At 63.8% G+C, this 26,236-nt stretch carries 26 protein-coding genes; 11 read left to right on the top strand and 15 right to left on the bottom strand.

Annotation, left to right across the window (positions count from 1 at the left end):
• Positions 1-34: 34 nt before the first annotated feature.
• The 9 genes from ABIE49_RS36355 to ABIE49_RS36315 are packed head-to-tail and all read left to right on the top strand — an operon-like array spanning position 35 to position 7,381.
• Positions 35-1,246 (top strand): NAD(P)/FAD-dependent oxidoreductase, encoded by a 1,212-nt coding sequence (locus tag ABIE49_RS36355; protein ID WP_192734623.1) that lies wholly within the window; start codon positions 35-37, stop codon positions 1,244-1,246.
• Between the two features lie 31 nt (positions 1,247-1,277).
• Positions 1,278-2,549: an aromatic ring-hydroxylating oxygenase subunit alpha gene (locus ABIE49_RS36350; protein ID WP_210337145.1), complete on the top strand. Its 1,272-nt coding sequence runs from the start codon at positions 1,278-1,280 to the stop codon at positions 2,547-2,549.
• A 17-nt stretch (positions 2,550-2,566) separates the two neighbouring features.
• Entirely contained in the window at positions 2,567-3,052 is a 486-nt protein-coding gene (locus ABIE49_RS36345) for an aromatic-ring-hydroxylating dioxygenase subunit beta (RefSeq protein ID WP_210337144.1), read from the top strand.
• 14 nt (positions 3,053-3,066) lie between these two features.
• On the top strand, positions 3,067-3,828 hold the full coding sequence (locus ABIE49_RS36340) for an SDR family oxidoreductase (RefSeq protein ID WP_192734621.1): 762 nt from the start codon (positions 3,067-3,069) through the stop codon (positions 3,826-3,828).
• 8 nt (positions 3,829-3,836) lie between these two features.
• Entirely contained in the window at positions 3,837-4,151 is a 315-nt protein-coding gene (locus ABIE49_RS36335) for a non-heme iron oxygenase ferredoxin subunit (protein ID WP_192734620.1), read from the top strand.
• Between the two features lie 2 nt (positions 4,152-4,153).
• Positions 4,154-4,837 carry a TetR/AcrR family transcriptional regulator gene (locus ABIE49_RS36330; protein ID WP_192734619.1) on the top strand — a complete coding sequence of 228 codons (684 nt, stop codon included), beginning with the start codon at positions 4,154-4,156 and terminating at the stop codon, positions 4,835-4,837.
• Positions 4,834-5,730: a VOC family protein gene (locus ABIE49_RS36325; protein ID WP_192734618.1), complete on the top strand. Its 897-nt coding sequence runs from the start codon at positions 4,834-4,836 to the stop codon at positions 5,728-5,730. Before ABIE49_RS36330 ends, ABIE49_RS36325 begins: the two co-directional genes overlap by 4 nt.
• Positions 5,727-6,587: a VOC family protein gene (locus ABIE49_RS36320; protein ID WP_192734617.1), complete on the top strand. Its 861-nt coding sequence runs from the start codon at positions 5,727-5,729 to the stop codon at positions 6,585-6,587. The genes ABIE49_RS36325 and ABIE49_RS36320 overlap by 4 nt, the downstream gene beginning before the upstream one ends.
• Positions 6,588-6,601: 14 nt before the next feature.
• Positions 6,602-7,381 carry an SDR family oxidoreductase gene (locus tag ABIE49_RS36315; protein WP_192734616.1) on the top strand — a complete coding sequence of 260 codons (780 nt, stop codon included), beginning with the start codon at positions 6,602-6,604 and terminating at the stop codon, positions 7,379-7,381.
• A 29-nt stretch (positions 7,382-7,410) separates the two neighbouring features.
• Here ABIE49_RS36315 and ABIE49_RS36310 read toward each other — a convergent pair whose 3' ends face one another.
• The 5 genes from ABIE49_RS36310 to ABIE49_RS36290 form a co-directional block, all read right to left on the bottom strand.
• Entirely contained in the window at positions 7,411-8,379 is a 969-nt protein-coding gene (locus ABIE49_RS36310; protein WP_192734615.1) for a Bug family tripartite tricarboxylate transporter substrate binding protein, read from the bottom strand.
• Positions 8,380-8,440: 61 nt separating this feature from the next.
• Positions 8,441-9,646: a CaiB/BaiF CoA transferase family protein gene (locus tag ABIE49_RS36305; RefSeq protein ID WP_192734614.1), complete on the bottom strand. Its 1,206-nt coding sequence runs from the start codon at positions 9,644-9,646 to the stop codon at positions 8,441-8,443.
• Between the two features lie 12 nt (positions 9,647-9,658).
• Positions 9,659-11,857 (bottom strand): acyl-CoA dehydrogenase family protein, encoded by a 2,199-nt coding sequence (locus tag ABIE49_RS36300; RefSeq protein WP_354067155.1) that lies wholly within the window; start codon positions 11,855-11,857, stop codon positions 9,659-9,661.
• Positions 11,858-11,902: 45 nt separating this feature from the next.
• Positions 11,903-12,712 (bottom strand): enoyl-CoA hydratase/isomerase family protein, encoded by an 810-nt coding sequence (locus tag ABIE49_RS36295; RefSeq protein ID WP_354067154.1) that lies wholly within the window; start codon positions 12,710-12,712, stop codon positions 11,903-11,905.
• A 59-nt stretch (positions 12,713-12,771) separates the two neighbouring features.
• A complete protein-coding gene (locus tag ABIE49_RS36290) occupies positions 12,772-13,638 on the bottom strand; it encodes a FadR/GntR family transcriptional regulator (protein WP_192734612.1) in 867 nt (288 codons plus the stop codon).
• An 84-nt stretch (positions 13,639-13,722) separates the two neighbouring features.
• On the opposite strand from ABIE49_RS36290, the gene ABIE49_RS36285 reads away from it, so the two are divergent.
• Complete coding sequence (locus ABIE49_RS36285; protein ID WP_192734611.1) at positions 13,723-14,862, top strand: acyl-CoA dehydrogenase family protein; 1,140 nt, start codon at positions 13,723-13,725, stop codon at positions 14,860-14,862.
• Here the strand turns inward: ABIE49_RS36285 and ABIE49_RS36280 are convergent, their stop codons facing one another.
• From ABIE49_RS36280 to ABIE49_RS36250, 7 genes are read right to left on the bottom strand one after another with little or no spacing between them, the layout of a single operon-like run.
• Positions 14,863-16,017 (bottom strand): CaiB/BaiF CoA transferase family protein, encoded by a 1,155-nt coding sequence (locus ABIE49_RS36280; RefSeq protein ID WP_502916012.1) that lies wholly within the window; start codon positions 16,015-16,017, stop codon positions 14,863-14,865.
• Positions 16,018-16,030: 13 nt separating this feature from the next.
• Complete coding sequence (locus tag ABIE49_RS36275; protein WP_192734609.1) at positions 16,031-16,717, bottom strand: nitroreductase; 687 nt, start codon at positions 16,715-16,717, stop codon at positions 16,031-16,033.
• A complete protein-coding gene (locus ABIE49_RS36270) occupies positions 16,714-17,754 on the bottom strand; it encodes a phosphotransferase family protein (RefSeq protein ID WP_192734608.1) in 1,041 nt (346 codons plus the stop codon). Before ABIE49_RS36270 ends, ABIE49_RS36275 begins: the two co-directional genes overlap by 4 nt.
• Positions 17,751-19,001 carry an acyl-CoA dehydrogenase family protein gene (locus ABIE49_RS36265; RefSeq protein ID WP_192734607.1) on the bottom strand — a complete coding sequence of 417 codons (1,251 nt, stop codon included), beginning with the start codon at positions 18,999-19,001 and terminating at the stop codon, positions 17,751-17,753. Before ABIE49_RS36265 ends, ABIE49_RS36270 begins: the two co-directional genes overlap by 4 nt.
• A 38-nt stretch (positions 19,002-19,039) precedes the next feature.
• Positions 19,040-19,825, bottom strand: coding sequence for an SDR family NAD(P)-dependent oxidoreductase (locus ABIE49_RS36260; RefSeq protein ID WP_192734606.1), 786 nt, complete (start codon positions 19,823-19,825; stop codon positions 19,040-19,042).
• Between the two features lie 11 nt (positions 19,826-19,836).
• Positions 19,837-20,598, bottom strand: coding sequence for an SDR family NAD(P)-dependent oxidoreductase (locus ABIE49_RS36255; protein ID WP_192734605.1), 762 nt, complete (start codon positions 20,596-20,598; stop codon positions 19,837-19,839).
• Positions 20,595-22,253: an AMP-binding protein gene (locus tag ABIE49_RS36250; protein WP_192734604.1), complete on the bottom strand. Its 1,659-nt coding sequence runs from the start codon at positions 22,251-22,253 to the stop codon at positions 20,595-20,597. Before ABIE49_RS36250 ends, ABIE49_RS36255 begins: the two co-directional genes overlap by 4 nt.
• A gap of 234 nt (positions 22,254-22,487) precedes the next feature.
• Here ABIE49_RS36250 and ABIE49_RS36245 point away from each other — a divergent pair, with 234 nt between their 5' ends.
• Positions 22,488-23,507, top strand: a complete 1,020-nt coding sequence (locus ABIE49_RS36245; RefSeq protein ID WP_192734603.1) for a zinc-binding dehydrogenase — start codon at positions 22,488-22,490, stop codon at positions 23,505-23,507.
• Positions 23,508-23,590: 83 nt separating this feature from the next.
• On the opposite strand, the gene ABIE49_RS36240 is transcribed toward ABIE49_RS36245, so the two are convergent.
• Genes ABIE49_RS36240 through ABIE49_RS36230 form a run of 3 tightly spaced genes read right to left on the bottom strand, consistent with a single transcriptional unit; the run spans position 23,591 to position 26,235 of the window.
• Positions 23,591-24,808, bottom strand: a complete 1,218-nt coding sequence (locus ABIE49_RS36240; protein WP_192734602.1) for an ABC transporter substrate-binding protein — start codon at positions 24,806-24,808, stop codon at positions 23,591-23,593.
• A 36-nt stretch (positions 24,809-24,844) separates the two neighbouring features.
• Positions 24,845-25,540 carry an ABC transporter ATP-binding protein gene (locus tag ABIE49_RS36235; RefSeq protein ID WP_192734601.1) on the bottom strand — a complete coding sequence of 232 codons (696 nt, stop codon included), beginning with the start codon at positions 25,538-25,540 and terminating at the stop codon, positions 24,845-24,847.
• Complete coding sequence (locus ABIE49_RS36230) at positions 25,537-26,235, bottom strand: ABC transporter ATP-binding protein (protein WP_192734600.1); 699 nt, start codon at positions 26,233-26,235, stop codon at positions 25,537-25,539. Before ABIE49_RS36230 ends, ABIE49_RS36235 begins: the two co-directional genes overlap by 4 nt.
• Position 26,236 lies beyond the last annotated feature (1 nt).

Genomic DNA, 26,236 nt, shown 5'->3' with positions numbered 1-26,236 from the left:
CGATCAAGATCGCGTCAGGGAGCGAAAGCGGAAATTGTCGGCGCCAGTCGAAAACATCGTGATTGCAGGAGCGGGCCAGGCCGGCGGCCGTGCGGCGGAAGCGTTGCGCGCCCGCGGCTTTCAGGGCGCCATCACCATCCTCGGCGAAGAACCCCATCCGCCGTACGAGCGGCCGCAATTGTCCAAGGCGATGCTCTACAGCCCGGACGCGCCGGTAGCCTACATCAAGCAGGCCCGGGATTGGAGCAACGTCCTGAACGTTCGACTCGAAACCGGTGCGGCAGTAACTGATTGCGACGCCGACCGCCGCACGGTTACCACAGCCGATGGCCGTTCGTTCGCCTACGATCGCCTGCTGATCGCGACCGGAACGCGGCCTCGCCGGCTTGCTGCGCTGGAAAACCCATGCCTTGAAATTCAGTACCTGCGCAACGTCGAGGATGCGCTGCGCTTTCGCAAATCCGTTCAACATCAATCCCGGATCGTGATCGTCGGCGGCGGCGTGATCGGGCTCGAGGCGGCCTGCGCAGCCGCAAAGAACGGATGTCTCGTTACGGTGATCGAGAGCGAGCCGCGCTTGCTGGCCCGGGCATTCCCGCCGCTCGTCAGCGACCTCGTCGCAGCCAAGCATCGCAGCCATGGCGTCAACTTCATCTTTGGTGCGACCGTCACCGGAAGTACGCCTGATGGCGTTCAGCTCAGCAATGGCGAAGAGGTCGAGGCGGATCTGGTGCTGATCGGCATCGGCGTCGAACCGGTGCCGACGGTCGCCGAACGGCTTGGCCTGCCAACGGCGGGCGGGATCGCCGTCGATGCCTGCGGCCGCACCGCGGCGTCCGGCGTATTCTGCGCCGGCGATGCCGCTCTGCAATGGAGCCGCTGTCACGGCCGCGCGATCCGCGTCGAAACCTGGGCCAATGCGCAAAACCAGGCGATTTCGGTGGCGGCGAACATGATCGGCGAGGCCAGAGAGTACAGCGACCCGCCCTGGTTCTGGACCGACCAGTACGACCTGAACATCCAGGTCGCCGGCGATATGCTCGACAGCGATCACATCATCCGCGGCGATGAACGTTCGGGAAGGTTTTCGGTCATCGCCATGCGCGGCTCGGAAGTGGTCGGCGCGCTGTCGGTCAATGCCGCCAAGGAGATGGCCATGCTCAAGCGCGTGATCGCAGCGAACGCGAGGCCGTCACGTGCCGATCTTGAATCGCCCGCCTACGATCTGCGGGCCGCCTTGAAATGAAAAGAAAAGAAATTTCCAGGGAGAAACAGCAATGAACGCGTTCCAACGGATGAATACCGCGCTCATGATCGATGAAGGCAAGAAGATATTCAAGGTTTCGCGCCGGGCCTTTGTCGATCCCGATATACTGGAGGCCGAGCGGGCGCAGATCTTCGACAAATGCTGGCTCTACCTCGGCCATAGTTCCGAACTCGCCAAGCCCGGGGATTTTGTCACGCGTTCGGTCGGGGGACGGAATATTTTGTTCGCGCGCGATGGCAAGGGCAATCTCAAGGCGATGCTCAACACCTGCCCGCACCGCGGCGCGCAGGTCTGCCGCGAAAAGCACGGCAGCGCCAAATCCTTCCAGTGCTTCTATCACGGCTGGGTATTTGGGCTCGACGGAACGCTGCGCAGCCAGCCTGGCGAGTCCTCCTACGCCGAGGACTTCAAGGAGCGCTCGACCTCCAACATGCAGCAGGTGGCGCGGTTCGAGAGCTACCGCGATCTCAATTTCATCTGCTTCGACAAGGGCGTCGAAAGCCTTTCGGACTATCTTGGTCCGGTGAAGGAGTATCTCGATGTGATCTGCGATCAGGCCGAGATGGGAATGACCATCGTCGGCGGCACGCAGGAATATTCGATGCGGGCGAACTGGAAACTGCTGACCGAGAACAGCATCGACGGCTACCACGCGTTGACGACGCATGCGACCTATCTGGACTACCTGAAGTCGGCGACCGGCGCGCTGGCTCAGGTCGCCTTTGAGGGCTCTGCGCGCGATCTCGGCAAAGGCCATGCCGTGCTCGAATACAAGGCCCCCTGGGGCCGCCCAGTCGCGCAATGGATCCCCTCATGGGGTGAAGAGGGAAAACGCGAGCTTACCCGTCTTTTTGATGGCCTGGTGAATCGGTTCGGCAAGGAACGCGCCGATCGCATCGCCACCTTCAACCGGAATCTGTTTATCTTCCCTAATCTCGTGATCAACGACATCATGGCCGTGACGGTGCGAACCTATTATCCCGCCGCGCCCGACTTCATGAATATCAGCGCCTGGGCCCTCGCCCCCAAGGAAGAGACCGAATGGGCGCGGAAGTACCGGCTGTTCAACTTCCTCGAATTTCTCGGGCCCGGCGGCTTTGCAACGCCTGACGACGTCGAGGCGCTCGAACAGTGCCAGCGCGGCTTTCGCAACTCCGCTGAGGCGCAGTGGAACGACATCTCGAAAGGCATGGGCAAGGAAAATCCGTCCTACGACGACGAATTGCAGATGCGCGCGTTCTGGTCGAACTGGAATGAGCATATTTTCCGGGTGCCGGCATGAGCGATGGAGTAACCGCGATGCAAACCATAGCCCGCACCGACGTCGAGGACTTCCTGTTCGCCGAAGCCGAACTGCTGGATGAATGGCGGCTGCCGGAATGGCTGGAGCTGTTCACCGACGACGCGATTTATTACGTCCCGGCGACGGACCTCGCCGTCGACGCTTCGCCCGACAACAATTTGTTCTATGTCGCCGACGACCGCTTCCGTCTCAGCGAGCGGGTCAAGCGCTTGATGAAGCGCACCGCGCATGCCGAGTTTCCGCATTCGAGGACGCGACACCTCGTCAGCAACGTCCGCATCAGAAAGCATATCGGCGACGATATCGAGGTGAGTTCGGCCTTTATCACCTACCGCACCAAGGATGGCGTCACCGACACCTATTTCGGCAGCAACCGGTATCGCCTGGTGCCCGGCAACGGCACCTTCCGGATCAAGGAAAAGCGCTGCCTCTTGGACAGCGAAGGTCTTCGCGCCCAGGGCCGCGTCAGCATCATTCTGTGAAGGCAAGGCAGGTAATGAACAGGAATCTGAAAGATAATGTCGCGATCGTCACCGGTGCGGCCAAGGGCATCGGCCTCGCGATCGCCGAGCGGTTGGCGCGCGACGGCGCCAAACTCGTGCTCGCCGACCTCGACGAGGCCGGGTTGAAACAGGCTTCCACCCACCTCAGCAAGGAGTTCGGCGCTGAGGTCACCAGCCATGCCGGCGACCTCTCCGATCAGGGCACGGCGGAGAAGACCATCAATCTCGCGAGTGAGCGCTTCGGCCGGCTCGATATCCTCATCAACAACGCCGGCGGCGGCATCATCAGGGCATTCACCGAGCAAACACCGGAAACGCTGAAAACCACCATCGACCGCAATCTCTGGACCGTGTTGTGGTGCTCCTGGTACGCGGTTCCCAAGATGCGCGCGCAGGCTTATGGCCGGATTATCAACCTCGGTGCCGATTCAGTCCGCAACGGGTTGTGGGATCATGCCGCCTATAACGCCGCCAAGGGCGGGGTTCATGGCCTTACGACAGGCATGGCACGGGAATTCGCCAAGGACGGCATCACGGTCAACACGGTGGCGCCCTGCGCGGTGAATACGCCGCAGATGGTGGCGATCACCAAGAGCAACCCCGCGCTCGCCGCCAAGTTCGTCAGCGTCATTCCCATGGGCCGTCCGGCCGAAATGGAGGAAGTCGCCTCGATGGTTTCCTATCTCGCTTCCGCCGAAGCATCGTTCGTGACCGGACAGGTCATCAGCGTCAACGGCGGCAGCACCATGCTCTAGGTCTTGATATGGGTGAAACAGTCGTTCTCTGCGCGGCCAATGAGGTGGTCGAAGGCGAAATCAAGCAGGCGCCTCTGCCCGATGGCTCCAACGTGGCGCTGTATCGGGTCGACGGCGCGGTCTACGCCACCGCCGACATGTGTACTCACGGAGAGGCATCGCTTGCGGAAGAAGGCATCATCACCGGGAAAACCGTGGAGTGCACGTTCCACTTCGGAACGTTCGACGTGACCACGGGTGAACCGACCGGCATGCCCTGCGAGATCGCATTGAAAACCTACCCCGTCACTATCGTTGACGGAAACGTTCAGATCGAGGTCTAGAAATGGCGAATCGTCCTGACCGACTCCCCGCCCCGCTGAAATCCGCGCGCCGCCCGCTCGGCACCGCCCGGCGAAGAACCCAGGCCGAACGGACCGAGGAAACGCGCACGCGCATCCTCAAGGCAGCGTCGGAACTGATTCGCCGGCGCGGCTATGCCCGCTTTCGAACCGCCGACGTCGCCGCCGAAGCGGGGCTGTCGCGCGGCGCGCAGCTTCATCATTTTCCGACCAAGGATTCGCTTGTCGTCGCCACCCTCGAATACGTCTTCGAGCAGGCGCAGATCCAAAGCCGTCGCCGCGCGGCCGCCGTCAATCGGCCGCGTGACCTGATCGAAGCCGTGATCGAGGACGCGCGCGAGTTCTTCTTTAGCGAGCATTTCATGGTAGCGATCGACATCGTGCTGTCGACGTCGACCGATCAGGCCGTTCGCAAGCAGATCCTGGACATCTCCCGCAAGGCGCGCCGGCCGGTCGAGACGGCCTGGACCGAAGCGCTGGCCGCAAGCGGCGTGCCGCCTGCCCTGTCGGCTGACATCGTCGCCCTGACGCTCAGTCTGGTGCGCGGCATGGCGCTGCGCACGCTGTGGGACAACGACCCGAAATGGTTCGACGAGCTGTTCGCGGTGTGGCGGCGGATGATCAAGATTTTCCTGGAATCCCAGCATCCGAAGGCACGGGCGCGATGAACAACGGCCGCGCCACTCCCCTGATCACCTCGGTCTGCTACGTGCGCCTCGCCGTCAGCGAGCCGAGCGCCAGCGCGCGTTTTGTGTCCGACATTTTCGGGCTGCAGCGCGTCTCCGATCAGGATGGCGAGATCGCCTTTCGTTCCGACGACCGGTTTCGCACGGTGAGCCTTGGCCAGAATTCTGCCGATGGCGCCAGCGTCGGGATCGAGGTCTGGGATGACACGGCGCGGGCAGAAATCGGCGGGCGATTGCGCGCACTCGGCTTCACGGTCCAAGAGGCGTCAGCCAGCGACTGCCAGCGCCGCCATGTACAGTCGGCGCTGCTGACAGAAGACGCATCCGGCAACCGGATCGATCTGGTGGTGCGGCCGACGCGAAGCGGACGGCGGTATTTTCCGCCGCGCGATGCCGGCATCGTCGCGTTCCATGGCGTCGGCCTTCGTAGCACCGATCACGCCCGCGACCTCGCATTCTGGCGCGCGCTCGGCGCCGAGGTCAGCGACTGGGTTGGCGACATCGCCTATTTGCGGATCGACGAGTTGCACCACCGCATCGCGCTCTATCCGTCGAACCGCAATGGGCTGCTCTATGCGGCGTTCGAGGTCGAGGCGCTCGATCAGATCATGCAGAACAGCTACTTCATGCAGGAAAGCCAGATCAGGATCGTGCAGGGCCCGGGCCGCGAGGCCGCCTCGCGCCAGATGTTCCTGCACGTCGAAGGCCCGGACGGCCTGATCTTCTCTTATGTGAACGGCATGGCGGAACTCGACGGCAAGCCGCGGCTGGCGCGGCAATTCCCACTTGCTGCCACCTCGCTCTGCGACTGGGGCAGCGAAAGCAAGGACGTACCGGAACTGAGCGCCGGGCCGATGAACAGGAGAACAACATGATCCAGCTGAAGGATGTGAGCTACGTCCGCCTCGGCTCGCCCGATCTCGAATCGGCCGAGAACTTCGCGACCGCCTGCCTCGGCCTGCAGATTGCCGAGCGCGGTAAGAAGGATCTCTATCTGCGTTCCGATGAACGTGCACATACGCTGTGCTACACCGAAGGCGATCCGAACACCCAGACCGTCGGCTTCGAGGTCGAGGACGAGGCGAGCCTGCAGGAAGCAGCTTCCACGCTGGAAGCGCTCGGGCATGCCGTCCATGCAGGAACTGCGCAGGAAGCCGAGCGGCGCAAGGTAAGAGCCTTCATCGGCTTTCGCGATCCGACCGGCAATCATATCGAACTGGTGGTGCGACCGGAGCGCAGCGGCCGGCGCTATTTCGCCAGCCGCGATGCCGGGATCACCGGCTTCAGCCATATCGGCCTCAACTCGACCGATCCGGCGCGCGATGAGCGGTTCTGGACGCAAGTGTGCAACGCCCGTGTCAGCGACCGGATCGGCGACATTCCGCTGATGCGCGTCAATGCGATCCATCACACCATTGCGCTGGTGCGTGCGCCCAAGGCCGGCATCCAGCACATCAACCACCAGGTCGAGACCAGCGACGACGTGCTGCGCTCCTACTACTTCCTCAATGAGCGGCGCGTGCCGATCGTGTTCGGCCCCGGCCGGCATCCGACCTCGGGCGCGCGCTTCCTCTACTTCAAGGGCCCGGACGGCATGATCTTCGAGTACTCGGTCGGCGTCGATGAGATCGAAGACGAGGCGACGCACCGGCCGCGACAGTTCGGCTTTGAGCCGACCAGTTTCTGCATGTGGGGTTCAAAACCCGCGGGCATGGCTTTGCCGAACTCCTGATTGGAACAGAGCAAATGGATCTGGGACTGAAGGGACGCACCGCGATCGTGTGCGCGGCAAGCCAGGGCCTTGGCAAGGCGAGCGCGATGGCGCTCGCCCGCGAGGGTGTGAATCTGGTGATCGCCGCGCGCCGCGGCGACGTGCTGGAAGGCGCTGCCCGTGAGATCGCGTCTGTGACCGGCAACCGGCCCAAAACCGTCATTGCCGACGTGACCACCAACGAAGGGCGCGACGCCATTCTAGCCGCCTGCCCGGCTCCCGACATTCTCATCAACAATGCCGGCGGGCCACCACCCGGAGATTTCCGCAAGTTCGAGCGTGAGGACTGGATCAAGGCGCTCGATGGCAACATGCTGGCGCCGATCGCGCTGATCAAGGCAACGCTGGACGGCATGATCGCGCGCAAGTTCGGTCGCATCGTCAATGTCACCTCGCATGCCGTGAAAGCGCCGGTAGCGATGCTCGCGCTTTCCAACGGCGCGCGCACCGGCTTGACGGGTTTTGTCGCGGGACTGGCCCGGTCGGTCGCCGAGCACAACGTGACGGTCAACAACCTCTTGCCGGGCACGTTCGATACCGACCGCCTCAAGTCCAATCTGGCGGCGCTGGCCCGGAATTCGTCGCGCGAGGTCGGCGCCGTGACCGAGGAGATCAGAACAGCCAACCCGACCAAACGGTTCGGCCACCCCGATGAATTCGGCGCGACCTGCGCGTTCCTGTGCTCGGCGCAAGCCGGTTACATCACCGGCCAAAACATTCTGATCGACGGCGGCGCCTACCCCGGCACGTTCTGATTCGAACAAGCCCGATCAGCTTCGGCCCATTACTCGGTCTTGACATTGCGCTCCTCGATGACCCTGCGCCACGCGGGAATTTCGGCCGCAATGATGGCGGACAGTTCAGCGGGAGTACTGGTCGCGGCCTCGACGCCGTAAGCCAAAAAGCGCTCGCGCAATTGCGGCATCGCCAGCGTCGAGTTGATGGCAGCGTTGAGTTTACCGACGATCTCAGGCGGCGTGCCCGCGGGAGCCAACAACCCGAACCAGGTTTCGACTGAATACCCCTTCAAGACGTTGCCGATGGGCGTGGCCCCGGGAGCGACGGCGGAGCGCTCAGGCGACGAGACGCCGAGCAGCTTCACCTTGCCGGAGCGGATATGCTCGTTCAGCGTGTCGGATGTTGTTGTGAGCAGGATGTCGACCTCGCCGGCGAAGATCGCGAGCGTTGTCGGTGCCTGGCCGCGGTACGGGACGTGGACCATCTGCAGCCCGGCCTGGTTGAGAAAGCGCTCCGTGCTGAGATGTCCGAGCGAGCCAGGTCCGGCGGTCGCATACAGCATCGGCTTGCCCTGCGCCTTGGCGTAGGCAATCAGGCCGGCGGCATCGGCCACCGGCACCTTTTCGCTCGCAACCAGAACCAGCGGCGCCTTGGAGACCAGCGAGACCGGCGCAAAGCTCTTCAGCGGATCGAAATCGACGCCCTTCTGAAGCAGGGGGGCGATCGAGATCGGACCGTTGTTCGCAAACAAAAGCGTGTAGCCATCGGGATCCGCCCGGGCGGCTTCGTTGGCGCCGGTCGTGCCCGCCGCGCCCCCGCGGTTGTCGATGACGAGCGGCTGGCCGAGGATCTTCGCCATCGGCTCCTGCAGCGCGCGCGCCATGATGTCGGTCGAACCGCCGGCGGGATATGGCACGATGAGCCGGATCGGCCGCGACGGGTAATTGTCTGCGGCGGCGGTTCCCGCGAGAACCACAAGCCCGAGCGCAAGAGCGAAGAAATGAAGTCGTTTCACGTCGATCCTCCCATCAGGTCGTCTCTTTTATTTTTGATGCAGTCTCTTGCTCGGGTCGGCCCTATTCTGCTGCCGTTCTGACAACTTTTCCGAACGCGCCGGAGGCGGCCAGTTTTGCGATTTCATCCGCGGACAGTCCAAGCACGCGTTCGAGCACGTCGTCGCGGTGCGACCCGATGGACGGAATTTCTCGCCCGATCGCACTACGCGCACCCGACATTCGCCACGGCGCGTTGACGCCCTTGAATTCGCCGGCGGCGTCCGCAATCGGCGCGAATGTGCCGCGATGGGCAAGATCGGGATCGTCCAGCGCTTCGGCCGGGTCTCGAAAGCGCGCGCAGGGAATGCCAGCCTGATCGAGCAAGGCTAAGCATTCGTCCATCGTGTGTTGCATGGTCCATTTTTCGATGACCTGCATCATCGCGGTCCAGTTCGCGCCGCGCGCCGGCACCGATGCGAACCGCGGATCGGATGAAAGCTCCGGCAGGCCGGTCAGTTCGCGAAGGGCCGCGAAGTTGCGCGCCGACACCGGCGCGATCAGGATGTCGCCATCCCCAGTGCGCACGGGCCCATAAGTCGGCCGCGGCATCGGCTTGGAGAATTGCACTTCCTGCAGCTCATACACCAGAAGGTTCAGCATGCAGTCCATCAGGGCGATATCGATGCGCTGCCCTTCGCCGGTGCGCGAGCGCTGCACCATTGCCGTCTGAATGGCCGAGAAGCCGAAAATGCCGCCGAGAACATCGGCGACGAACACCGCACCTGCCGCCGGCCGATCGCGGTCGCCGGCATAGCGCATCAGCGTGCGATCGAAGCCGCTCTCGGCATGAACGATCATCGCATAGGCGGCGCGCTCGGCCTGCGGACCGGTCTGGCCGTAGCCGGAGATCGAGCAGTAAATCAATCGCGGATTGATCTTTCGCAGCGTCTCATATCCGAGACCCAGGCGCTCCATCACACCGGGTCGAAAATTCTCGACCAGGATATCGGTGTCTTCGACCATACGCTGGACGAGCTTGATAGCATCTGAAGATTTCAGGTCGAGCGCGATGCTCCGCTTGCCGGCATTGAGTTGGCCGAAATAGGCGCTGTGGCCGTCACGCACCGGCGCGCGCAGGCGCATCTCGTCGCCTTCCGGCGGCTCGATCTTGATCACTTCCGCGCCGACATCGGCCAGCAGCCGCGCGCAATAGGGCCCGGCCAGCATGATGGAGAAATCCAGCACCCGCACGCCCTCGAGGGGCGATGTTGATGTTCGGTCCTGCATGCTGCCTGCCTCCTATCTCGGCAATCCGAGCCCACGCTGGGCGATCAGGCTGCGCTGTATCTCGTTGGTCCCGATGCTGATCACCCACATCAGCGAATGGCGCAGGTTCTGCTCGAACCGGCCATTGTCGAGCGCCCCCGGCATCTGCTCGGAAATCGCGGCGCGCATGCCCAAAATGTCGAGCGCCGCCTCGCCGAAGCGTTCCATCAGTTCGCCGGAATAGACCTTGCTGATCGCGCCATATTCCGGCGGCGTCACGCCATTGGCCGCGAGTTCGGCGCAATGCATCATCAGTTGCCGGCCAATCTCGATTTCGCAGGCAAGCGTCGCCATCTTGTCGCGCACGATCGGATCCTGAGCGAGCGGCGGCCGATCGCCCTCGGCCGCCATCACATACCGGCGCAGTTGCTCGAAGGCGTGCGCCACCTTCAGCACGATACCGCCGCCGACCAGACCGCGCTCGAAGGCCAGCGCGCCCGTCAGGACTTTCCAGCCACCATCGACCTCGCCGACGATGTTTTCCAGGGGAATGCGAACGTCGTCGTAGAAGATGTTGGCAAACGTGCCGTCATACATCGTGCCCGCCGGCCGGACCGTAATGCCCTGCGCATTCATCGGGACGATGAACATGCTGATGCCGGCATGCGGCGGGTTGGCATTCCGGTCGGTGCGGGCGGCAAGAAACATGTATTTGCCCCACCAGGTCGTGGTCCAGATCTTCTGGCCGTTGATTGCCCAGTGCTCTCCATCCCGCACCGCGCTGGTACGCAGCGCGGCGAGATCGGAGCCGGCTTGCGGTTCGCTGTAGCCCATGCCGTGCATGGCTTCGCCCCGCAGGATTTCTGGCAGGTACTTCTGCTGCTGCGCTGGCGTGCCGAACATCATCAGGGCGTTGGCCTGAATCGACGCGCCGATGCGCGGTGCCTCGCCCTGCTCCATCGTCTCCATGAAGGCGATCTGTTCCAACGGAGAACGGCCTTGCCCGCCGAATTCCTTTGGCCATCCGAGGCCGATCCATCCGGTCTTGCCGATATCGCGCGCGAAGCCACTGTCGAACTCACGCTTTTCAAATGGCAGTTCGTCGAACCGTGCCTTCCTGTCTCCCGACCAGTTCTGATCGAGCCATAGCCGCACCTGTTCGCGCAGCTCGTTGCCGGCCGGACCGAGATCGTGTTGCGGCAACGACGCGCCGCCGCGATCCAGCAAATACGAAGCCAACCGCCGCCGCGCCTCGGGCGCCCCTCCGAGCGCGACCGTGTCCAGATGCACGCGCTTGAAATGTTGCGCGGCCTCGTGCTCTTCGGCATAGCCGATGGCGCCGAAAACATGCTGGATCTCGAGCGACACACGCCGCAGCGCGTCACCGCCGAAGGCAACCGCGCAATCGGCGAAATAGCGCCAGTTGCGGTCTCCAATGTCATGCAGCCTGGCCGCATGGTCCAGGATCAGGCGGACGCCTTCGAGCGCGATCAGGCTGTTGGCGAGCTTGTGCTGAATCGCCTGGAACTTTGCGATTGGTTGCCCGAACTGGTGACGCTCCTTGGCATAGTCCACGGCCAGCTCGAACGACCGCCGGGCCGCGCCATGTGCTCGCCCCAGCAATGCTACCTTGGCTTTTAGACGGAGATCGTCGAGATTGGCACCTTCAAGCCGAAGCAACGTCAGCGGCGCCGAGTTCAGCCTCACCTCGCAAAGCCCCCAGGCGCCCAAAGCGCGCGTCGGCGTGAGGACAATGCCTGATGCATCCAGTTGGACGAGGGCAAGATGGGACGCGTCAACGGCCACCAGAAGATGTGTGGCACCGGCCGCCTCGACGAAGCAAAGCACGCCGGTTGCGCGAGAGCCGTCAATCCGGATCGATCCCGCACCCACATCAGGATTGCGGGCGCCGAAGGAGAAAGCGGCCACCGCCGTGCCGGCGTGCAGCTTTTCCAGCAGTTCCACCGCGGCGTCGGCCTGCGAGTCCGCGAGCGCAAAGTTGGCCAGCGCGGCGGACCACATCGGCGCCGGACATGCGGCGCGGCCAAGTTCTTCCATCACCACCAGAATCTCGCGAAGCCCGCCTTCGTCAGGGCCCGACCCGAGCGTATCCACCCCCTGCCCGATGAGCTTGCGCCAGATCGCAGAGATATCGTCCGGGGACGGGCGTCCCTTGCCGCCGCCGGCGGCCCAATGCGCTTCGAGAAACCCGCGCAGGGAATCCCGAAGCATTTTGGCGACGTCGTCGTTCGGAGGCGCGGCCGCATCCATGGGAGACTATGCCTTGCCGTATTTCGGCTTGCGCTTCTCCTTGAATGACATGGTCGCCTCTTTGTGGTCGGCGGTCTCGAACGTCACCTGTTCGAGCGCCATCGAGGCCTCGAGCATCATGTTCACGCGGTCCTTGACGATCTGGTTGATCGACAGCTTGGTCCAGCGAATGGCCCAGGTCGGGCCGTTGGCGAGCTCAATTGCGATCTCGCGGGCCTTGGCGAGCACCTCCGCGCGCGGCGCAACGTGGTTGACCAGCCCGATCCGCTCAGCCTCCGCGCCTTTCAGAAGGGTGCCACGGATCAGGTATTCCTTGGCCTTGTTGATGCCGATCAGCAGCGGCCAGATCACGGTGCCGCCGTCGCCGGCGACCAGGCCGACGCGCGAGACGTGGGTGTCGCCGATGCGCGCGTCCTCCGCCATCACCGTGATGTCGCAAAGAAGCGCGTGGGTTGCGGCGAGGCCGATGGCGTCGCCGTTGATCGCTGCAATGATCGGCTTGTCGAGTTCGAGCTGGCGGGTCACGCCGCGGCGGCTGATCATGGGGTCGTGAACCTCGCCCTCTTCGAGGACGTCGCCGCCCGGCCGTTCCGACATCGCCTTCACATCGCCACCGACGCTGAAGAAGTCGCCCGCACCGGTCAGCACCACGACGTTGACCGCGTGATCATCGGCCAAATCGTCCCAGATGGTTCGCAGTTCGCGGATCAGCTTCTGATTGATGGCGTTGCGTGCTTGCGGCCGGTTCAAGGTCACGGTCGCGACCTTGTCCGCGACCTCGACCGACAGGCATTCGTATCTGGCGTACTGGGACACATTTTCCTCCGTTGTTATAATTGTTCGAGCGTGGATCGAGCCACCCTCTCTTATCTGGGCTATCTGCGCATTCCGGGCTGCACCTCCGCCAACGCGACGTGAAGCGACATCGCCCCGGGGTCCTGCTCCAGCATCCGCTGTACCGATTCCAGATGGGTACGCATCAGGCGCGTTGCCGACGCAACATTTCGTTCACCCAGCGCCGCCAGGAATTGCCGCCGCTTTTCCGTCAGCCGCGCCATCGCGACGCCGCTCGACGAGACCTTGGCGTAGACGAAGCGCATGTGAATCTCGGTGACCGAGTCCATGATCATGGCGATCACCTTGTTACCGGTCGACGCCGCGAGCAGCCTGTAGAATTCGCGCGAGCATTCGACGCGGTCCAGCAACCGCCCTTCCCGCGTCGCATCCTCGGTGCGCCGAATATTGGCCTCGAGCGCGTCGAGATCGGCTTTTCGCGCATTGGCACAGGCCAGCCGCACCACGAGATCGAGCACGTGAACGCGCGCTTCCGACAATTCCCGGACGGAGATCGTGCCGAGCGACAGCATATCGCGCATGACGCCGTTCATGCGGCTGGTATCGCCCTCCTGAATGAAGGCCCCGCCCTTGACGCCCTTCTGCAGCCGAAGCACGCCGGCCATTTCGAGGCTGCGCAAGGCCTCGCGCAGGACGTTGCGGCTGACGCCGAGCTGCTGGGCCAGATCGCGCTCGGGCGGCAGCTTGTCGCCCGGCTTGAGGACGCCGAGCGCGAGTTGCTCGCGGATGCGCTCGCAGATTTCCTCGAACGCCCGCCGCGTATGGATCGGCCGGAATGCCGGCGCGGCCGGCGCTCCAGCCGCGCGATGATCGGGGACCCGTTCGCGCCGATTGGGCGATGGGGATCTCGGGCGGGCGGGCGTGCGAGGGCTTGACTTGGTGCTCATGGGGTGAATTATTAAATGGATCACCCATTCAATGGAAGTCCCTTTTTCAAACTTCCGGCAAGAAAAGATGACCCAGGGATCAACATGAGCTTCACCGAGGAGCAGATCGCATTCCGCGACACCGTGCGGAAGATGGTCGCAAAGCACGTCGCACCTGTCGCGGCCGAGATCGACGAGACCGACCGCTTCCCGCTCGAACTGGTGAAGCTGTTCGGCGAGATGGGGCTGATGCAGCTCTGGGTGCCGGAACGTTACGGCGGTCCAAACGGCAATTTGACCATGGCGTGCCTCGCCCGAGAGGAGATTTCCAGGGTCTCGCCAGCCTGCGCCTCGATCGCGGCGCTCAACACCATGTTCATCATGCCGCTGCTTCACTTCGGTTCCGAGGAGCAGCGCGCTAAATACCTACCCATTATCGCCAAGGGCGGCGTCGTCACGGCGATCGCGATATCCGAGCCCCAAGCCGGCTCCGACGTCACCGCAATCAACACGCGTGCCCGGAAGGACGGCGACAGCTACGTCATCGACGGCCGCAAGCAATGGTGCAGCTATGGCGTCGTCGCCGACTACATTGTGGTGATGGCCCGGACCAGCGACGCCCCGGGCGCCGACGGGATCAGCGCCTTCATCGTCGAGCCGAAGAAGATGTCAGGTATTTCGTTTGGACGCCACGAGCGCAAGATGGGCTTCCGCGGCGCGCCGAACACGCCGATCTTCTTCGACAATGTCCGCGTGCCTGCGGAGAATTTGGTCGGGGAAGAAGGCAAGGGTTTCCGGGCGTCGATGCGCGCGCTCGACCTCAACCGGCCGACCATCGGCGCCCAGTCCGTCGGGTTGGCGCAAGGCGCGCTCGACGCGTGCGTCGCCTACGCCAAGGAACGCAAGCAGTTCAAGAAGGCGATCTCGGAGTTCCAGGGCGTGCAGTTCATGCTGGCCGACATGGCCATGCAGATCGAGGCTGCGCGTGCCCTGGTCTATGAATGCGCTCGGGCCGGCGATGCCGGCGACTGGAAACGCCTCAATTTGCTCGCCAGCATGGCCAAATGCGTCGGCAGCGACATGGCCATGAAGGTGACAACGGATGCCGTCCAGATATTCGGTGGCTACGGCTACACCATGGATTATCCGGTCGAACGCATGATGCGCGACGCCAAGCTGACCCAGATCTTCGAAGGCACCAACCAGATTCAGCGCGTGGTCATCGCGCGCGAACTGCTTCGATAGTCACCCCTGCGCCATCGCACCGGTCGCTTCCAGCGCTGTGACCTGGTCAGGCGGAATGCCCCAGTCCGCGAGCGCCTGCCGGCTGTCGCGACCGGGCGCGGGCGTCGGCGTGCGAAGCACGGAGGGCGTGCGGGAAAATCGTGGCGCCGGGCTTGGATGCTGCACTCCATCAAACCTAGCGTAGACCTCACGGGTTTGCATCTGCGGATGGCCGGGCGCTTCGTCGATCGTCAAGACCGGTGCAAGACAGGCGTCGCGCCCCGCCGCTATCGCGACCCATTCGTCGCGCGGACGGGTGACGAAAACCTGCGCAAAATGCTTGCGCATCTGTGGCCACGCCGTGCGATCGTTCTGGTCCGGCAGGGGTTCTCCATCGATGCCCATCACCTTCAGGAGACTGGCGTAGAATTGCGGCTCGATGGCGCCCACCGCGATGAACTTGCCGTCGCTGGTGGCATAGCTGCCGTAAAACGGTGCGCCGCCATCGACGATGTTGTCGGCACGCCGCCCAGTCCAGCTGCCCTGCTGGCGGAACGCCTGGAACGCCGACATCAAATGCGTGACGCCGTCGATCATGGCGACGTCGATCGTCTGTCCGCGGCCCGATTGACGCGCTTCCATCGCAGCCGCGAGCAGGCCTACCACCAGATACATTGCGCCGCCGCCGAGATCGGCGACCAGATTGAGCGGCGGCGGCGGCGGCCGGTCGGCATCACCAAGGCAATGCAACGCGCCCGTCAGCGCGAGGTAGTTGATGTCGTGACCCGCCTCCTGCGCCATCGGCCCCTCCTGCCCCCAGCCCGTCATACGCGCGTAGACCAGCCCCGGATTGATCCCGTGGCAGACATCGGGACCGAGCCCGAGCCGCTCCATAACTGAGGGACGAAAACCTTCGATCAGAGCATCCGCTCCGGCTACGAGGTCCAGCACGGTCGCCACCGCCTGAGGCTGCTTGAGGTCCAGCGCTACGGAGCGTTTGTTGCGATTGTAGAAGTCGAAGCGCGGCGGCAAATCCGGCTCGACGCCCGGTTTGGCGATGCGATCAATCCGCAGGACGTCGGCGCCGAGATCGCCGAGCAGCGCTCCGGCGAATGGCGCAGGGCCAATCCCACCCATCTCGACGACGCGAAAGCCGTTCAGCGGTCCCGTCACGATGAAATCTCCTCCCTCAGCGGTGGAACCGAATGGCTGCGTCGATATCAGCGCGGCCGACGCGCGCGGCATTGGCCTTGATACTGCGATCCTCGTAGCCAAACGAAACGCCGAACAGCAGTTTGTAATTCTGGGGAATGCCGAACTGTTCGCGGATGATTTCAGGAAACAGCCCGAGCGCGCCCTGCGCGCAGGACGCTATGCCGCGCGCGGTCAGCGCCAGCATCAGGGTCTGCGCATACATGCCGATATCGGCCGCTTCGCGGGTATCGAATGGCGCCGGCATAAAGATCAATACGGCATGCGGCGCGTCGAAGAAGGCGTGGTTGCGGATATAGGCCAACTTGCGGCCGACCAAGTCGTTTCGATCGACCCCCATCGCACCGTATAATTTCTGCGCCGCGTCCACCTGCCGCTCGCGATAGATGCCGGTGAACTTGCCGTCAGCGGGCCAGTCCGGCTTGATCGGCTCGTCGCGCATCCCCGCCGCCACCAGCGCCGCGCGAAGACGTTTCAACGCTTCACCCGAAACGACATGTGGCGTCCAGGGCTGCACGTTGCAGTTCGACGGTGACCATTGCGCAAGCTCGAATACCTCCCGCAACGTCGCCTCCGGAACCTCGTCGGGTAGAAAGCCACGCACCGAGCGGCGGCGCCGGATCGCCTCGTCGATGGTCATGGCCGGCCGTTCGTGCACATTCATCGTTGTTCCTCGATCAACGCAACACCGCGCTTCGCATAGGCCCGCGCCAGATGCCGTCCGACGCGCGCCGCGTCCGGCAACACCCCGGTGCCAAGATCGCCGCGCGCGGCGACGCCCGCGCTGCCGACCGCGCCGCGAAACATCGCGAACACCTGGTGAAATCGCGTGAGGCGCTCGGTCGCGCCGGACAGCTCGTAATAGAGTTCCAGATAGTCGCGCTCGGACGGAATCCCCATCTCGGCGAGAGGCAGGCCGAGCAATCCGCCGTTTTCGTCCGGCGCCATCAGCCAGGCCTGGCTGTTGAAGGCGAGATCGACCAGCGGATGACCGAGCGTCGAGAGCTCCCAGTCGAGCACGCCGATCACGCGCGGCTCGGTTGCATGAAACATCACGTTGGCAATACGGAAGTCGCCATGACAAAGCGCGACGGTCTCGCTTTCGGGCAGGCGCTCGGCAAGCCAACGCACCATCCTGTCGAGCGCGGGGTTATCGTCATCGCCGCTCCGGAATTTTGTCCATTGCTCCGACCAGCGCTTGAGCTGGCGGGCAAAATAGTTTCCGGGCCGGCCGAAATCGCCCAGCCCCAATGCCCGGTAATCCAGCCTGTGGATGGCGGCCAGCGCGGCGCACATCGAGCGGAACAGCTCGGCGCGCTCGGCGCGGGCGAGTCCGGGCGTTCCGAACTCGTTGAAGACGCGGCCATTCAGCCATTCCATGAGATAGAACGGTGTTCCGACGATCTCGCGATCTTCGCAGTACCGATAGGGTTTGGGTGTCGGAACGGAGCTGCCTTGCAGCGCCGTCAGCACACGAAATTCGCGGTCGATCGCATGTGCCGACGGCAGCACGTTCTTCGGCTGCTTGCGCAGCACCGCGCGCCATTCGCCGCGGCTGACAAAGTATGTCGGGTTCGACATCCCGCCATGCGTGCGTTCCACCCATGTCGGACCAGCGCCGCCGAGCCAGCCCTTCAGATATTCATCGAGCCGCGCCACGTCGAAGTCGATGCCGCGGTCGGAGGCATCAGCCCCGGTCATCCGCTGCTCGCACGCTTGCCGCTGAAGTTGAACAGGTATTGCGCGACGCGCCGGATCTGCACTTCCTCGGTGCCCTCGGTAATGCGATAGCGGCGGTGATGCCGGTAGATATGCTCGAACGGCAGTGCACGGCTGTAGCCAATGCCGCCATGTACCTGCATCGCCCGGTCAGCCGCCTCGCAGCACAGGCGGTTGGCGCGGAAGTTGCAGATCGAGACCATGTCGCTGATCTCCAGTGGATTCTGACGATCCATCTGCCAGGCCGTACGGAAGATGAAGTTGCGCACCAGTTCGTATTCGGCCCAGAGCTCGACCAGCGGAAACTGCACCGCCTGCTTCCGCGCGAGCGGCTCGCCAAAGGCGACGCGGTCCTTGGCGTATTCGACCGCCTTCAGGATACAGTATCGCGCGGCGCCCGCGCTCGCCGCCGCCTGGCGCACGCGGTTTTCGTGCACAAAGCGCTGCGCGACGACGAGGCCCTCACCCTCCTTGTGCAGGATCGCGCTGTCGGGCACGCGCACATTGACCAGTTCCGTCTCCGCGTGATCGCTGGGCATGTTGAAGGTCCAGTGATTGTAGAGGACGTGATGCCCCGGCGTGTCTGTCGGAACGATGAAGGCGGTGATGCCCTTGGCTTCGCCCGGCTTACCGGAGGTGCGCGCAAAGACCAGATTGGCGTGGGCACGGGCGACCTGACTGTTCCAGCGCTTGCGGCCGTTGATGACCCAATGATCGCCGTCACGTACGCCTTCCGTCTCCAGCCACGTCGCGTCGCTGCCATGTCCGGGTTCGGTCAGGGCGAAGGAAAGGTGTTTGTTTCCGGTGATGATGCCCTCGATATAGGTCTTTTGCTCCTCGGTGCCGTAGTCGGCGAGCGCCGGAATGATCGGGAAATTGCCGACGATGGAGGATTCGTCCTGCAAGTCGTTGTGCAGGCCGAGTCCCTTGGCGGCGAGGTGCTCGCGGATCGCTGCGATCGCAAGATTGGAGGCGGCCTGGCCGCCGCATGATTTCGGCAGGCCGTAGCGCAGATGCCCTGCCTTGTCGGCGCGGCGCTCCATTTCGCTGATCAGCGCGCGCCATTCGGTGCGCGGGCGTCCGTCATCATCCCAGTCGGTTCGGGCATTCTCGCGGCGATGATCGAAGAATTTGATATTGTCGCGCTCGAGCGGCTTGATCTCGGCCTCGATAAAGGCGTCCAGCTCAGCAAGCTTGTCGGTGATTTCCTTGGGCAGTTCGAAGTCCATGGCGCCTCTCCCGGTGCTCTCTTTGTTCCGGGCCGCTGCTAGAGCGCGATCCGCCCATAAGGGTGGGTACTGCTGACGCCGCCGTCGACCGAGAGCAATTGTCCGTCCACATAGGAGGAATCGTCGCTGGCAAGGAAGGCCGCGGCGGCGGCGATCTCCTCGGAACGCCCGGGTCGCTTCATCGGTGTCACATGGCCGAGCTTGGCCTCGACGCCGCGCGCGCGTGCATCTTCGAACACTTTGCGGGTCAGCTGCGTTTCCACCAGTCCCGGCAGCACGGCATTGACGCGCACGCCGGTGCCGGCAAAGGCGTTGGCCGCCGTCTGCGCCAGATTGTTCACCGCCGCCTTGCTCGCGCTGTAGGAGATGGCGCCGGCATTGGCGCGTAGCGATGCGGCCGACGAGGTCAGGATGATCGAGCCGTAGCCCTGCGCCGTCATGTGCCGACCGGCATACTTGATAGCAAGGAAGCAACTGATGGTGTTGATGCGGTAGACTTCCGACCACTCCTCGACCGTCTGCTCCAGCAGCGGCGTGTTGGTTCCGGTGACGCCGATGTTGGCGAAGAAGATTTCCAGACCGCCGAATTCCGCCACGCAGCGTCGGACGATCTCGGCGACGTTTTCCTCGACCGCCGCGTCCGTGATCAACGCCGATGCAATGCCGCCTTCGTCCCGGATCGCCGCTGCGGTTTCCTCGGTGTTGCCGGCGCGGCCGACCACCAGCACAGAAGCGCCTTCGCGCGCGAAACGGATCGCGCTGGCGCGGCCGATGCCGCTGCCACCGCCGGTAACGACCGCGCGCCTGCCCTCCAGTCGCTTCATTGCGTTTCTCCTTATCTGGCAGGGATGGTCCAACCGCCGTCGGCGGTGATGACGGCGCCCTGGATGTAGCTCGCGTCGTCGCTGGCGAGGAATGCGGCAAGGGCCGCGATCTCTTCCGGCTCACCAAAGCGGCCGGCCGGCATCTCGGCTTGACGCGTTGCGATCGTCGCTTCATCGAATTGCGCGATCGAAGCCGGTGTGCCGATCATGCCCGGCGCGATCACGTTGACGCGAATCTTCTTGGCGCTGAGCTCGATTGCCGATGCACGGGAGAGACCGACGACGCCGGCCTTCAGCGCGGAATAGGCAATGGAATCCTTGGCGGGATTGAACGCCGACACGGAACTCAGATTCACGATCGCGCCGCCGCCGCGACGTTCCATCTGCGGCGCCGCCGCTTGCGTGGTCCAGATCAGGCCGTGCACACCGACCGCAAACATGCGATCGACCGTCTCGACTTCGATCTGCGCCAGCGGCTCGAAGCGCGCAAAGACCGCATTGTTGACCAGCACGGCTACCGGCGCCACGAACTCGCGCTCGATCCGCGCAAACAGAGCATGGACATCGTCGCGCTTGCCGACATCGACCTCATAGGGCCTGGCGTCGAACCCCTTGCTCTTCAATCCCTCGACCGCTGGCCCCAGGCGGCGCGCGCTGACGTCGACACATGCGATGCGACCGCCTTCCCGCCCGAAGCGCTCGGCGATCGCAAGGCCGATCCCGCGCGCGGCGCCGGTAACGACGCATACGCGATCTTGCAGGCGGGAGTTCATGCGCTGGCCTTGTGCGGCGGTTCCGCGAAGGCTTTTGCGATCTCCCGCAACTGGAATTTTTGCACCTTGCCCGCCGGGGTCTTTGGCAGATCGGCGACGATCTCGATGCGTTCCGGCCAATATTGTTTGGCGACCTTGTGCTCCGCCATCAAGGCCTGCACGGCGGCCAGATCGAGCGTCTGGCCGGGACGCAGCACCACAAATGCGCAGGCGCGTTCTCCCAGTCGCGGATCCGGATAACCCACGATCGCGGTCGAAAGCACGGCGGGATGCTTGAACAGCAGGTTTTCGATATCGAAGACCGGCACGTTCTCGCCGCCGCGGATGATGATGTCCTTGATGCGGCCGTCGATGCGGATGTAGCCCTCGTCGTCCATGTAGGCCATGTCGCCGGTGTCGAACCATCCCTCGGCGTCGAACGGCTCCATGTCGGCGCGTTTGTAGTAGCCGAGGCACATCTGGGCGCCGCGCACCTTGAGCAAGCCCTTCTCGCCGACCGGCGCCGGCGATCCGTCCATGCGCAGCACCTTTACGGCGACGCCCTCCAGCGGCCGACCGTCGGTCTTCGACGATTTTTCGAGCGCGCGCTCGGGTTCGGTCAAGGTGCTCGACAGCGATTCAGTCATGCCCCAGAGCGAACAGACCTTGAGATCGAGCTCGCGGTAGACGCGATCGATCAATGCCGGCGGAATTGGCGCGCCGGCGCACAGGAATTTGCGCAGCCGCGCGGGCTTTGCCGCGCCACCGGCGACCGCCTCGCACATGTCGGCGAGGAACGTCGCCGCACCCGCCGAGTAGGTAACGCCTTCATTGGCCATGATCGCGATGCCGCGCTTCGGTTCCCACACGTCCTGGAACACGACGGTGGCACCGATCTTGAGGCCGAGCAGCATGCCGGCCGCAAAGCCGGTCATATGGCCGAGCGGCGAGCAGACCAGCATGGTGTCGTTGGTGTCGAGGCCGAAGCGGCCGGCCAGCGCGATATTGCAGGCCAGCAGCGTATTGAGGCAATGCATGACGCCTTTGGGCGAACCCGTCGTACCCGAAGTGAACATCAGCACGGCCATCTGATCGGCGGGAAGCGCGCCGATCTCGCCGATCGGGGGCGGCTTGAGACGATCGCTGCCGGAGAGCAGCGCCTGATCGAAGCTGTTCGTCCCCTCGCCGTCGACCACGATGATGTGCTGAAGTTTTGGCAGTTTGGGCCGCAGCGACTGCGCCATAGCCTCGTGATCGAAGCCGCGGAACAGTTTTGGCACGATCAGAAGCTTGGTTTCCGCAAAATCGAGCATGTAGCTCAGTTCATGTTCGCGGAAGATCGGCATCAGGGGGTTGACGACGGCACCGACCCGGAAGGCGGCGAGCGCGATCACGGCAAACTCCCACCAATTGGGAAGCTGAACGGAGACGACGTCGCGAGGGCCGACGCCGAGGCGCTTCAAGGCGGCCGCCGCGCGCGAAATGAGATCGCCGAGTTCGGCATAGGTAAAGCGCTTCGCCTCGGGGCGATCGGCGCGGTCGGCCAGAAGGGCGAGCTTTCCCGGCGTGGCCGCGATGGTCGCTTGCAGAAATTCGTCGAAGCTCTTGTCGATCCAGAAGCCGCCGGCGCGCATCGACCGTGCGTGGGCGACGGGATCAAATCGATTTCCGCTCATGCGTTCTCTCCCTGAAATCTTATCGCGGCGCTTGACGGCCTATTGGTTAGCTAGTGTACTAGTTTTTCGATGAACCGCAACTTCAAAATCGACCGGTCCGTTCACCTATCTGCACCGGACCGCATACTGGCCGCGGCGGGTCCGACGGCGCCTTGAGGGAACAAGCACAAGACGCATATGATAAACGTGTGTCCGAATACCGGAACGCGCGGCGGAGAAAGCAGGAGAAGCACCATGAAAGCGGCGGTCCTGGAGCGGCGCGGAGCCGAAGGTGTCAGCTGGCGGGATTTTCCCGATCCGGCCACTGCCCCCGGCGAGTCCGTGCTCAAGGTCGCAGCCTCGTCGCTCAATCGCGTCGATCTCTACATGCGCGACAACGGCGCCGGGATCACGCACATCTTGCCGCAGGTGATGGGCGTGGAGGCCGCGGGCGAGATCGTCGAGGCCGAGCCCGGCAGCGGGTTGAAGCCGGGCATGAAGGCCGTCCTGTTTTCCGAGGCGTTTTGCAACACTTGCCGCTATTGCCTCGCCGGCGACCAGCCGCTTTGCGAGAACGTGAAGATCATGGGCGAGCATCGCCATGGCGGCTTTGCCGAATACATCGCGATGCCGAGCCGCTGTTTCCTCCCCCTGCCCGACGACGCCGATCTGGTCGCGGCCGGCGCGCTGATGACGGGCCACCTCACCGCCTGGCGTATGCTGTTCGGCAAGAAGACCTTGCAGCCCGGCGAGAGCGTCCTGATCGTCGGCATCGGCGGGGGCGTCGCGGTCGCCTGCCTGCAGCTGGCAAAACTGGTGGGCGCGCGGGTCTTCGTCACCTCGTCCAGCGACGCCAAGATCGAGCGCGCGATCACGCTGGGTGCCAGCGGCGGCGTCAACTATCAAAAAGACCGCGTTTCGAACGCGATTCTGCAGATGAGCAATGGCGGCGTCGATATGGTGATCGACAGCGTCGGCGAAGCCAGTTGGGGTGAATCGCTGCGGTCGCTGCGGCGCGGCGGGCGGCTTGTCACCTGCGGCGCGACAACGGGTTCCAATCCGCCCGCCGATCTGCAGCGCGTGTTCATCCGCCAGTTGGAGATCTACGGATCGACCGGCGGCAGCCTTACCGAATTCCGCCAGCTGCTCGATGTGTTCAATCGCGGTCTGGTGAAGCCGGTCATCGATGCGACCTTTGACATGGCGGAGATACGCGCCGCATTCGATCATCTCGCGTCCGGGGCGCAATTCGGCAAGGTGTCGCTGGTGGCGTGACAGGCAGGCCGCGAACGGGCGTGGCCTGGCCATAGCAGTTCGGCGCCGGCGTCGAAACTTGATCGACATCGGCGCCGGCTCGCTCACTTCTTGCAGGCGGGATCGACCGGGGGAATGATGTCCGGGCCCGGCTCGATCTTCTTGATGTGGTAGGTCGGCTTGCCATCCTTGCCCGGCAGGATCTGGCCGATGGCCATCCGCCGCACGGCCTGATGATCGCCCGCGCGCATCTCCACGTCGCCAAGCACCGTGTCGGCCTTGAGGCCCGACAGCGCCGCCCGGACAGCGTTGATGTCGGTCGACTTCGCCTTGTTGAGTGCGGCAGCGATCAGCTCAATGGCGGCGTACTGGTCGGCACCGGTGTAAGGCGGCAGTTCGCCATTGTACTTTTCGCTGTACGCCTTCACGAAGTCTTCGGCCTGCGCGCCCGGGAAGCCGGCAACGAAGCCGATGTTCTGATAGACGCCCAGCACCGTGTCGCCCTGAGCAGGCAGCGTTTGCGGGATCACGAAGGAATTTCCCAGCACCATCTTGTACTTCTTGAAGAGGCCGAACTGCTGCTGCTGCTTGGCAAGGTTGATGGCGTCGCTGCCGAAGATCGTCACGAACAGGCCGTCGGCCGGTTCTGCGCCGAGCTCGGAAATCTTGGCGCCGAAGTCCGGCGTCCCGAACGGGGTGAACAACGTCTTTGCGATCGTTCCACCCTGCGAGGTAATCAAGCCCTTGAACTTGTCGGCGGAGTCGCGCCCTGCCGCGTAATCGACCGCAATGATGTCCCATTTCTTGACGCCCTGGTCCTTCAGGAATTCCCTGTAGGAACCCATGATCATCGAATCGTTGGCGTTGACCCGGAAATAGTTCGGCGAGCAGCCCTTGCCGGTCAGGCCGTCGGCATTGGCCATCACTTCGACCATCAGGGCCTTCAACGCGGGAAGCTTCGCCTGTAGCGCCGGCGAGACGGACGAGGTGTCCATTCCGGTAATGAACAACGCACCATCCTTCTGGACGGCGCGGGTGGCGCCGTCCACGGCGGTATCCGGCGTGCCGGGATAGGTGATGAAGACGGCTTCAAGCCTCTTGCCGGCGCCGCCGCCGGCGGCATTGATCCGCTCGATCGCCAGATTGACCGCCTTGGTCTGGGTTTCCTTCAGGCCGGCCAAGGGGCCGCTGTCAATCAGCAGCACGCCGATCTTGACGGTATCGTTGGCGGAAGCTGCGGTCGGCGCCGTCGTTGCAATCGCGATGGCCAGGGCCGCCGAAAGCAGCGCGCCGAAGCCCGTACTGGTAAGTGCCTTCCTCATATTTCCTCTCCCTACGCCTGGTTTTCAGTTTTCTGATTACAACGCCATCAGTGCCTGGTTCTCAGGCGCACCGATCGCCGGTGTCGGTCCTGAGCCGACGACTTCTCCCTTGGCCAGAATGATGAAACGATCGGTCGCACGCTTGACCAGATTCAAATGCTGCTCGACTACCAAGACGCCCGTGCCGGCCTGGCGGATCGTATTGAGCGCGCCGACCAGTCCGTCGATCAACACCGGCGAAAGGCCTTCCGACGGCTCGTCGAGAAAGACCAGGCTCGGATTGGCCATCAGCGCCCGGCCGATCGCCAGCATCTGCTGCTGGCCGCCGCTCAACATGGTGCCGGGCCGGTTCGCGCGCTCTTCGAGTACCGGAAACAGTTCGTAGACGGCCTTCAGATCCCAATACCCCGCCCTGCCCGTCGCCTTGCTGAGCAGCAGGTTCTCCTTGACGGTCAGGTTGGGCAGAATGCGACGACCCTGCGGAGCAATTGAAATGCCGAGCTTCGCCGCCATATAGCCGGGCAGATGATCGACCCTGCTGTCATGCACCCAGATCGCGCCGGAGATGATGTTGGTCTCGCGAAAGACCGAGAGCAGCAGCGTCGACTTGCCCGCCCCGTTGCGGCCCACCACGGCGACCGATTCCCCTTCATTCACCGTGAGGTCGATCCCGTGCAGCACCGTCGAGGCGCCATAGCCGGCAACCAGCTTCTCGATGCGGAGCGCGCTCATGCCGCGGTTCCAAGATAAGCGGCGACGACGCGATGGTCGGCGCGAATTTCCTGCGGCGTGCCGGTGGCGAGGTGGCGGCCGAGGTCGAGCACGGTAACCTTGCCGCAGCACGCGAATACCGCGTCGACATCATGCTCGACCACGACAGCCGCGATCTTCCGCTCGCGCACGAGATCGCGCAGATGCTCGAACAGATGCAGCGTCTCCGCCGCCGAAAGACCTGCGCCCGGCTCGTCGAGCAACAGCAGATGCGGGCGGCCGATCAAGGCCAAAGCGACGTCCACCCTGCGCTGCACGCCGTAGGCGATGCGGCCGGCTTTCTGGTGCAGATAGCCGGCGAGATCCATCACCTCGATCACGTCGTCGAGCCTGGTATCGCCGAGATGCTGCGCAACCAGATGAAGCTGCTCGTGAACGGTGATATCCTGGAACACGCTGGTGCGCTGGAACGAGCGCGCCATGCCCTGCCGGCGCCGCCAGGCCACCGAGCGCCGCGTGATATCCTCGTTGCGATAATGAACTTTTCCCGCGACCGGACGGCGGCGACCGCAAACCGCGTCGAGCAGCGTGGATTTACCGGCGCCGTTGGGCCCGATCACGCCGTGAAGAATGCCGTCGCCAAGAACTTCCAGATCGACGTCCGACAAAGCGCGGACCGATCCATAGCTCACGGAAAGGTTCTCGATCTTGAGCATG

Origin of the sequence: Bradyrhizobium sp. OAE829 (assembly GCF_040546575.1) — a bacterium.
In the GTDB taxonomy this organism is placed as follows: domain Bacteria; phylum Pseudomonadota; class Alphaproteobacteria; order Rhizobiales; family Xanthobacteraceae; genus Bradyrhizobium.
Note: the sequence above shows the minus strand (reverse complement) of the source record. Positions and strands in the feature narration are given on the sequence as shown.

What these genes read in the sequence shown, in the direction of transcription:
- ABIE49_RS36320 (WP_192734617.1), top strand. Translation starts at nt 5,727, where the DNA reads ATGATCCAGCTGAAGGATGTGAGCTACGTCCGCCTCGGCTCGCCCGAT.
- ABIE49_RS36340 (WP_192734621.1), top strand. Translation starts at nt 3,067, where the DNA reads ATGAACAGGAATCTGAAAGATAATGTCGCGATCGTCACCGGTGCGGCC.
- ABIE49_RS36230 (WP_192734600.1), bottom strand. Translation starts at nt 26,235, where the DNA reads ATGCTCAAGATCGAGAACCTTTCCGTGAGCTATGGATCGGTCCGCGCT.
- ABIE49_RS36270 (WP_192734608.1), bottom strand. Translation starts at nt 17,754, where the DNA reads ATGACCGGGGCTGATGCCTCCGACCGCGGCATCGACTTCGACGTGGCG.
- ABIE49_RS36330 (WP_192734619.1), top strand. Translation starts at nt 4,154, where the DNA reads ATGGCGAATCGTCCTGACCGACTCCCCGCCCCGCTGAAATCCGCGCGC.
- ABIE49_RS36265 (WP_192734607.1), bottom strand. Translation starts at nt 19,001, where the DNA reads ATGGACTTCGAACTGCCCAAGGAAATCACCGACAAGCTTGCTGAGCTG.
- ABIE49_RS36300 (WP_354067155.1), bottom strand. Translation starts at nt 11,857, where the DNA reads ATGCTTCGGGATTCCCTGCGCGGGTTTCTCGAAGCGCATTGGGCCGCC.
- ABIE49_RS36235 (WP_192734601.1), bottom strand. Translation starts at nt 25,540, where the DNA reads ATGAGCGCGCTCCGCATCGAGAAGCTGGTTGCCGGCTATGGCGCCTCG.
- ABIE49_RS36275 (WP_192734609.1), bottom strand. Translation starts at nt 16,717, where the DNA reads ATGAATGTGCACGAACGGCCGGCCATGACCATCGACGAGGCGATCCGG.
- ABIE49_RS36350 (WP_210337145.1), top strand. Translation starts at nt 1,278, where the DNA reads ATGAACGCGTTCCAACGGATGAATACCGCGCTCATGATCGATGAAGGC.
- ABIE49_RS36245 (WP_192734603.1), top strand. Translation starts at nt 22,488, where the DNA reads ATGAAAGCGGCGGTCCTGGAGCGGCGCGGAGCCGAAGGTGTCAGCTGG.
- ABIE49_RS36285 (WP_192734611.1), top strand. Translation starts at nt 13,723, where the DNA reads ATGAGCTTCACCGAGGAGCAGATCGCATTCCGCGACACCGTGCGGAAG.
- ABIE49_RS36325 (WP_192734618.1), top strand. Translation starts at nt 4,834, where the DNA reads ATGAACAACGGCCGCGCCACTCCCCTGATCACCTCGGTCTGCTACGTG.
- ABIE49_RS36250 (WP_192734604.1), bottom strand. Translation starts at nt 22,253, where the DNA reads ATGAGCGGAAATCGATTTGATCCCGTCGCCCACGCACGGTCGATGCGC.
- ABIE49_RS36315 (WP_192734616.1), top strand. Translation starts at nt 6,602, where the DNA reads ATGGATCTGGGACTGAAGGGACGCACCGCGATCGTGTGCGCGGCAAGC.
- ABIE49_RS36335 (WP_192734620.1), top strand. Translation starts at nt 3,837, where the DNA reads ATGGGTGAAACAGTCGTTCTCTGCGCGGCCAATGAGGTGGTCGAAGGC.
- ABIE49_RS36260 (WP_192734606.1), bottom strand. Translation starts at nt 19,825, where the DNA reads ATGAAGCGACTGGAGGGCAGGCGCGCGGTCGTTACCGGCGGTGGCAGC.
- ABIE49_RS36305 (WP_192734614.1), bottom strand. Translation starts at nt 9,646, where the DNA reads ATGCAGGACCGAACATCAACATCGCCCCTCGAGGGCGTGCGGGTGCTG.
- ABIE49_RS36255 (WP_192734605.1), bottom strand. Translation starts at nt 20,598, where the DNA reads ATGAACTCCCGCCTGCAAGATCGCGTATGCGTCGTTACCGGCGCCGCG.
- ABIE49_RS36345 (WP_210337144.1), top strand. Translation starts at nt 2,567, where the DNA reads ATGCAAACCATAGCCCGCACCGACGTCGAGGACTTCCTGTTCGCCGAA.
- ABIE49_RS36290 (WP_192734612.1), bottom strand. Translation starts at nt 13,638, where the DNA reads ATGAGCACCAAGTCAAGCCCTCGCACGCCCGCCCGCCCGAGATCCCCA.
- ABIE49_RS36240 (WP_192734602.1), bottom strand. Translation starts at nt 24,808, where the DNA reads ATGAGGAAGGCACTTACCAGTACGGGCTTCGGCGCGCTGCTTTCGGCG.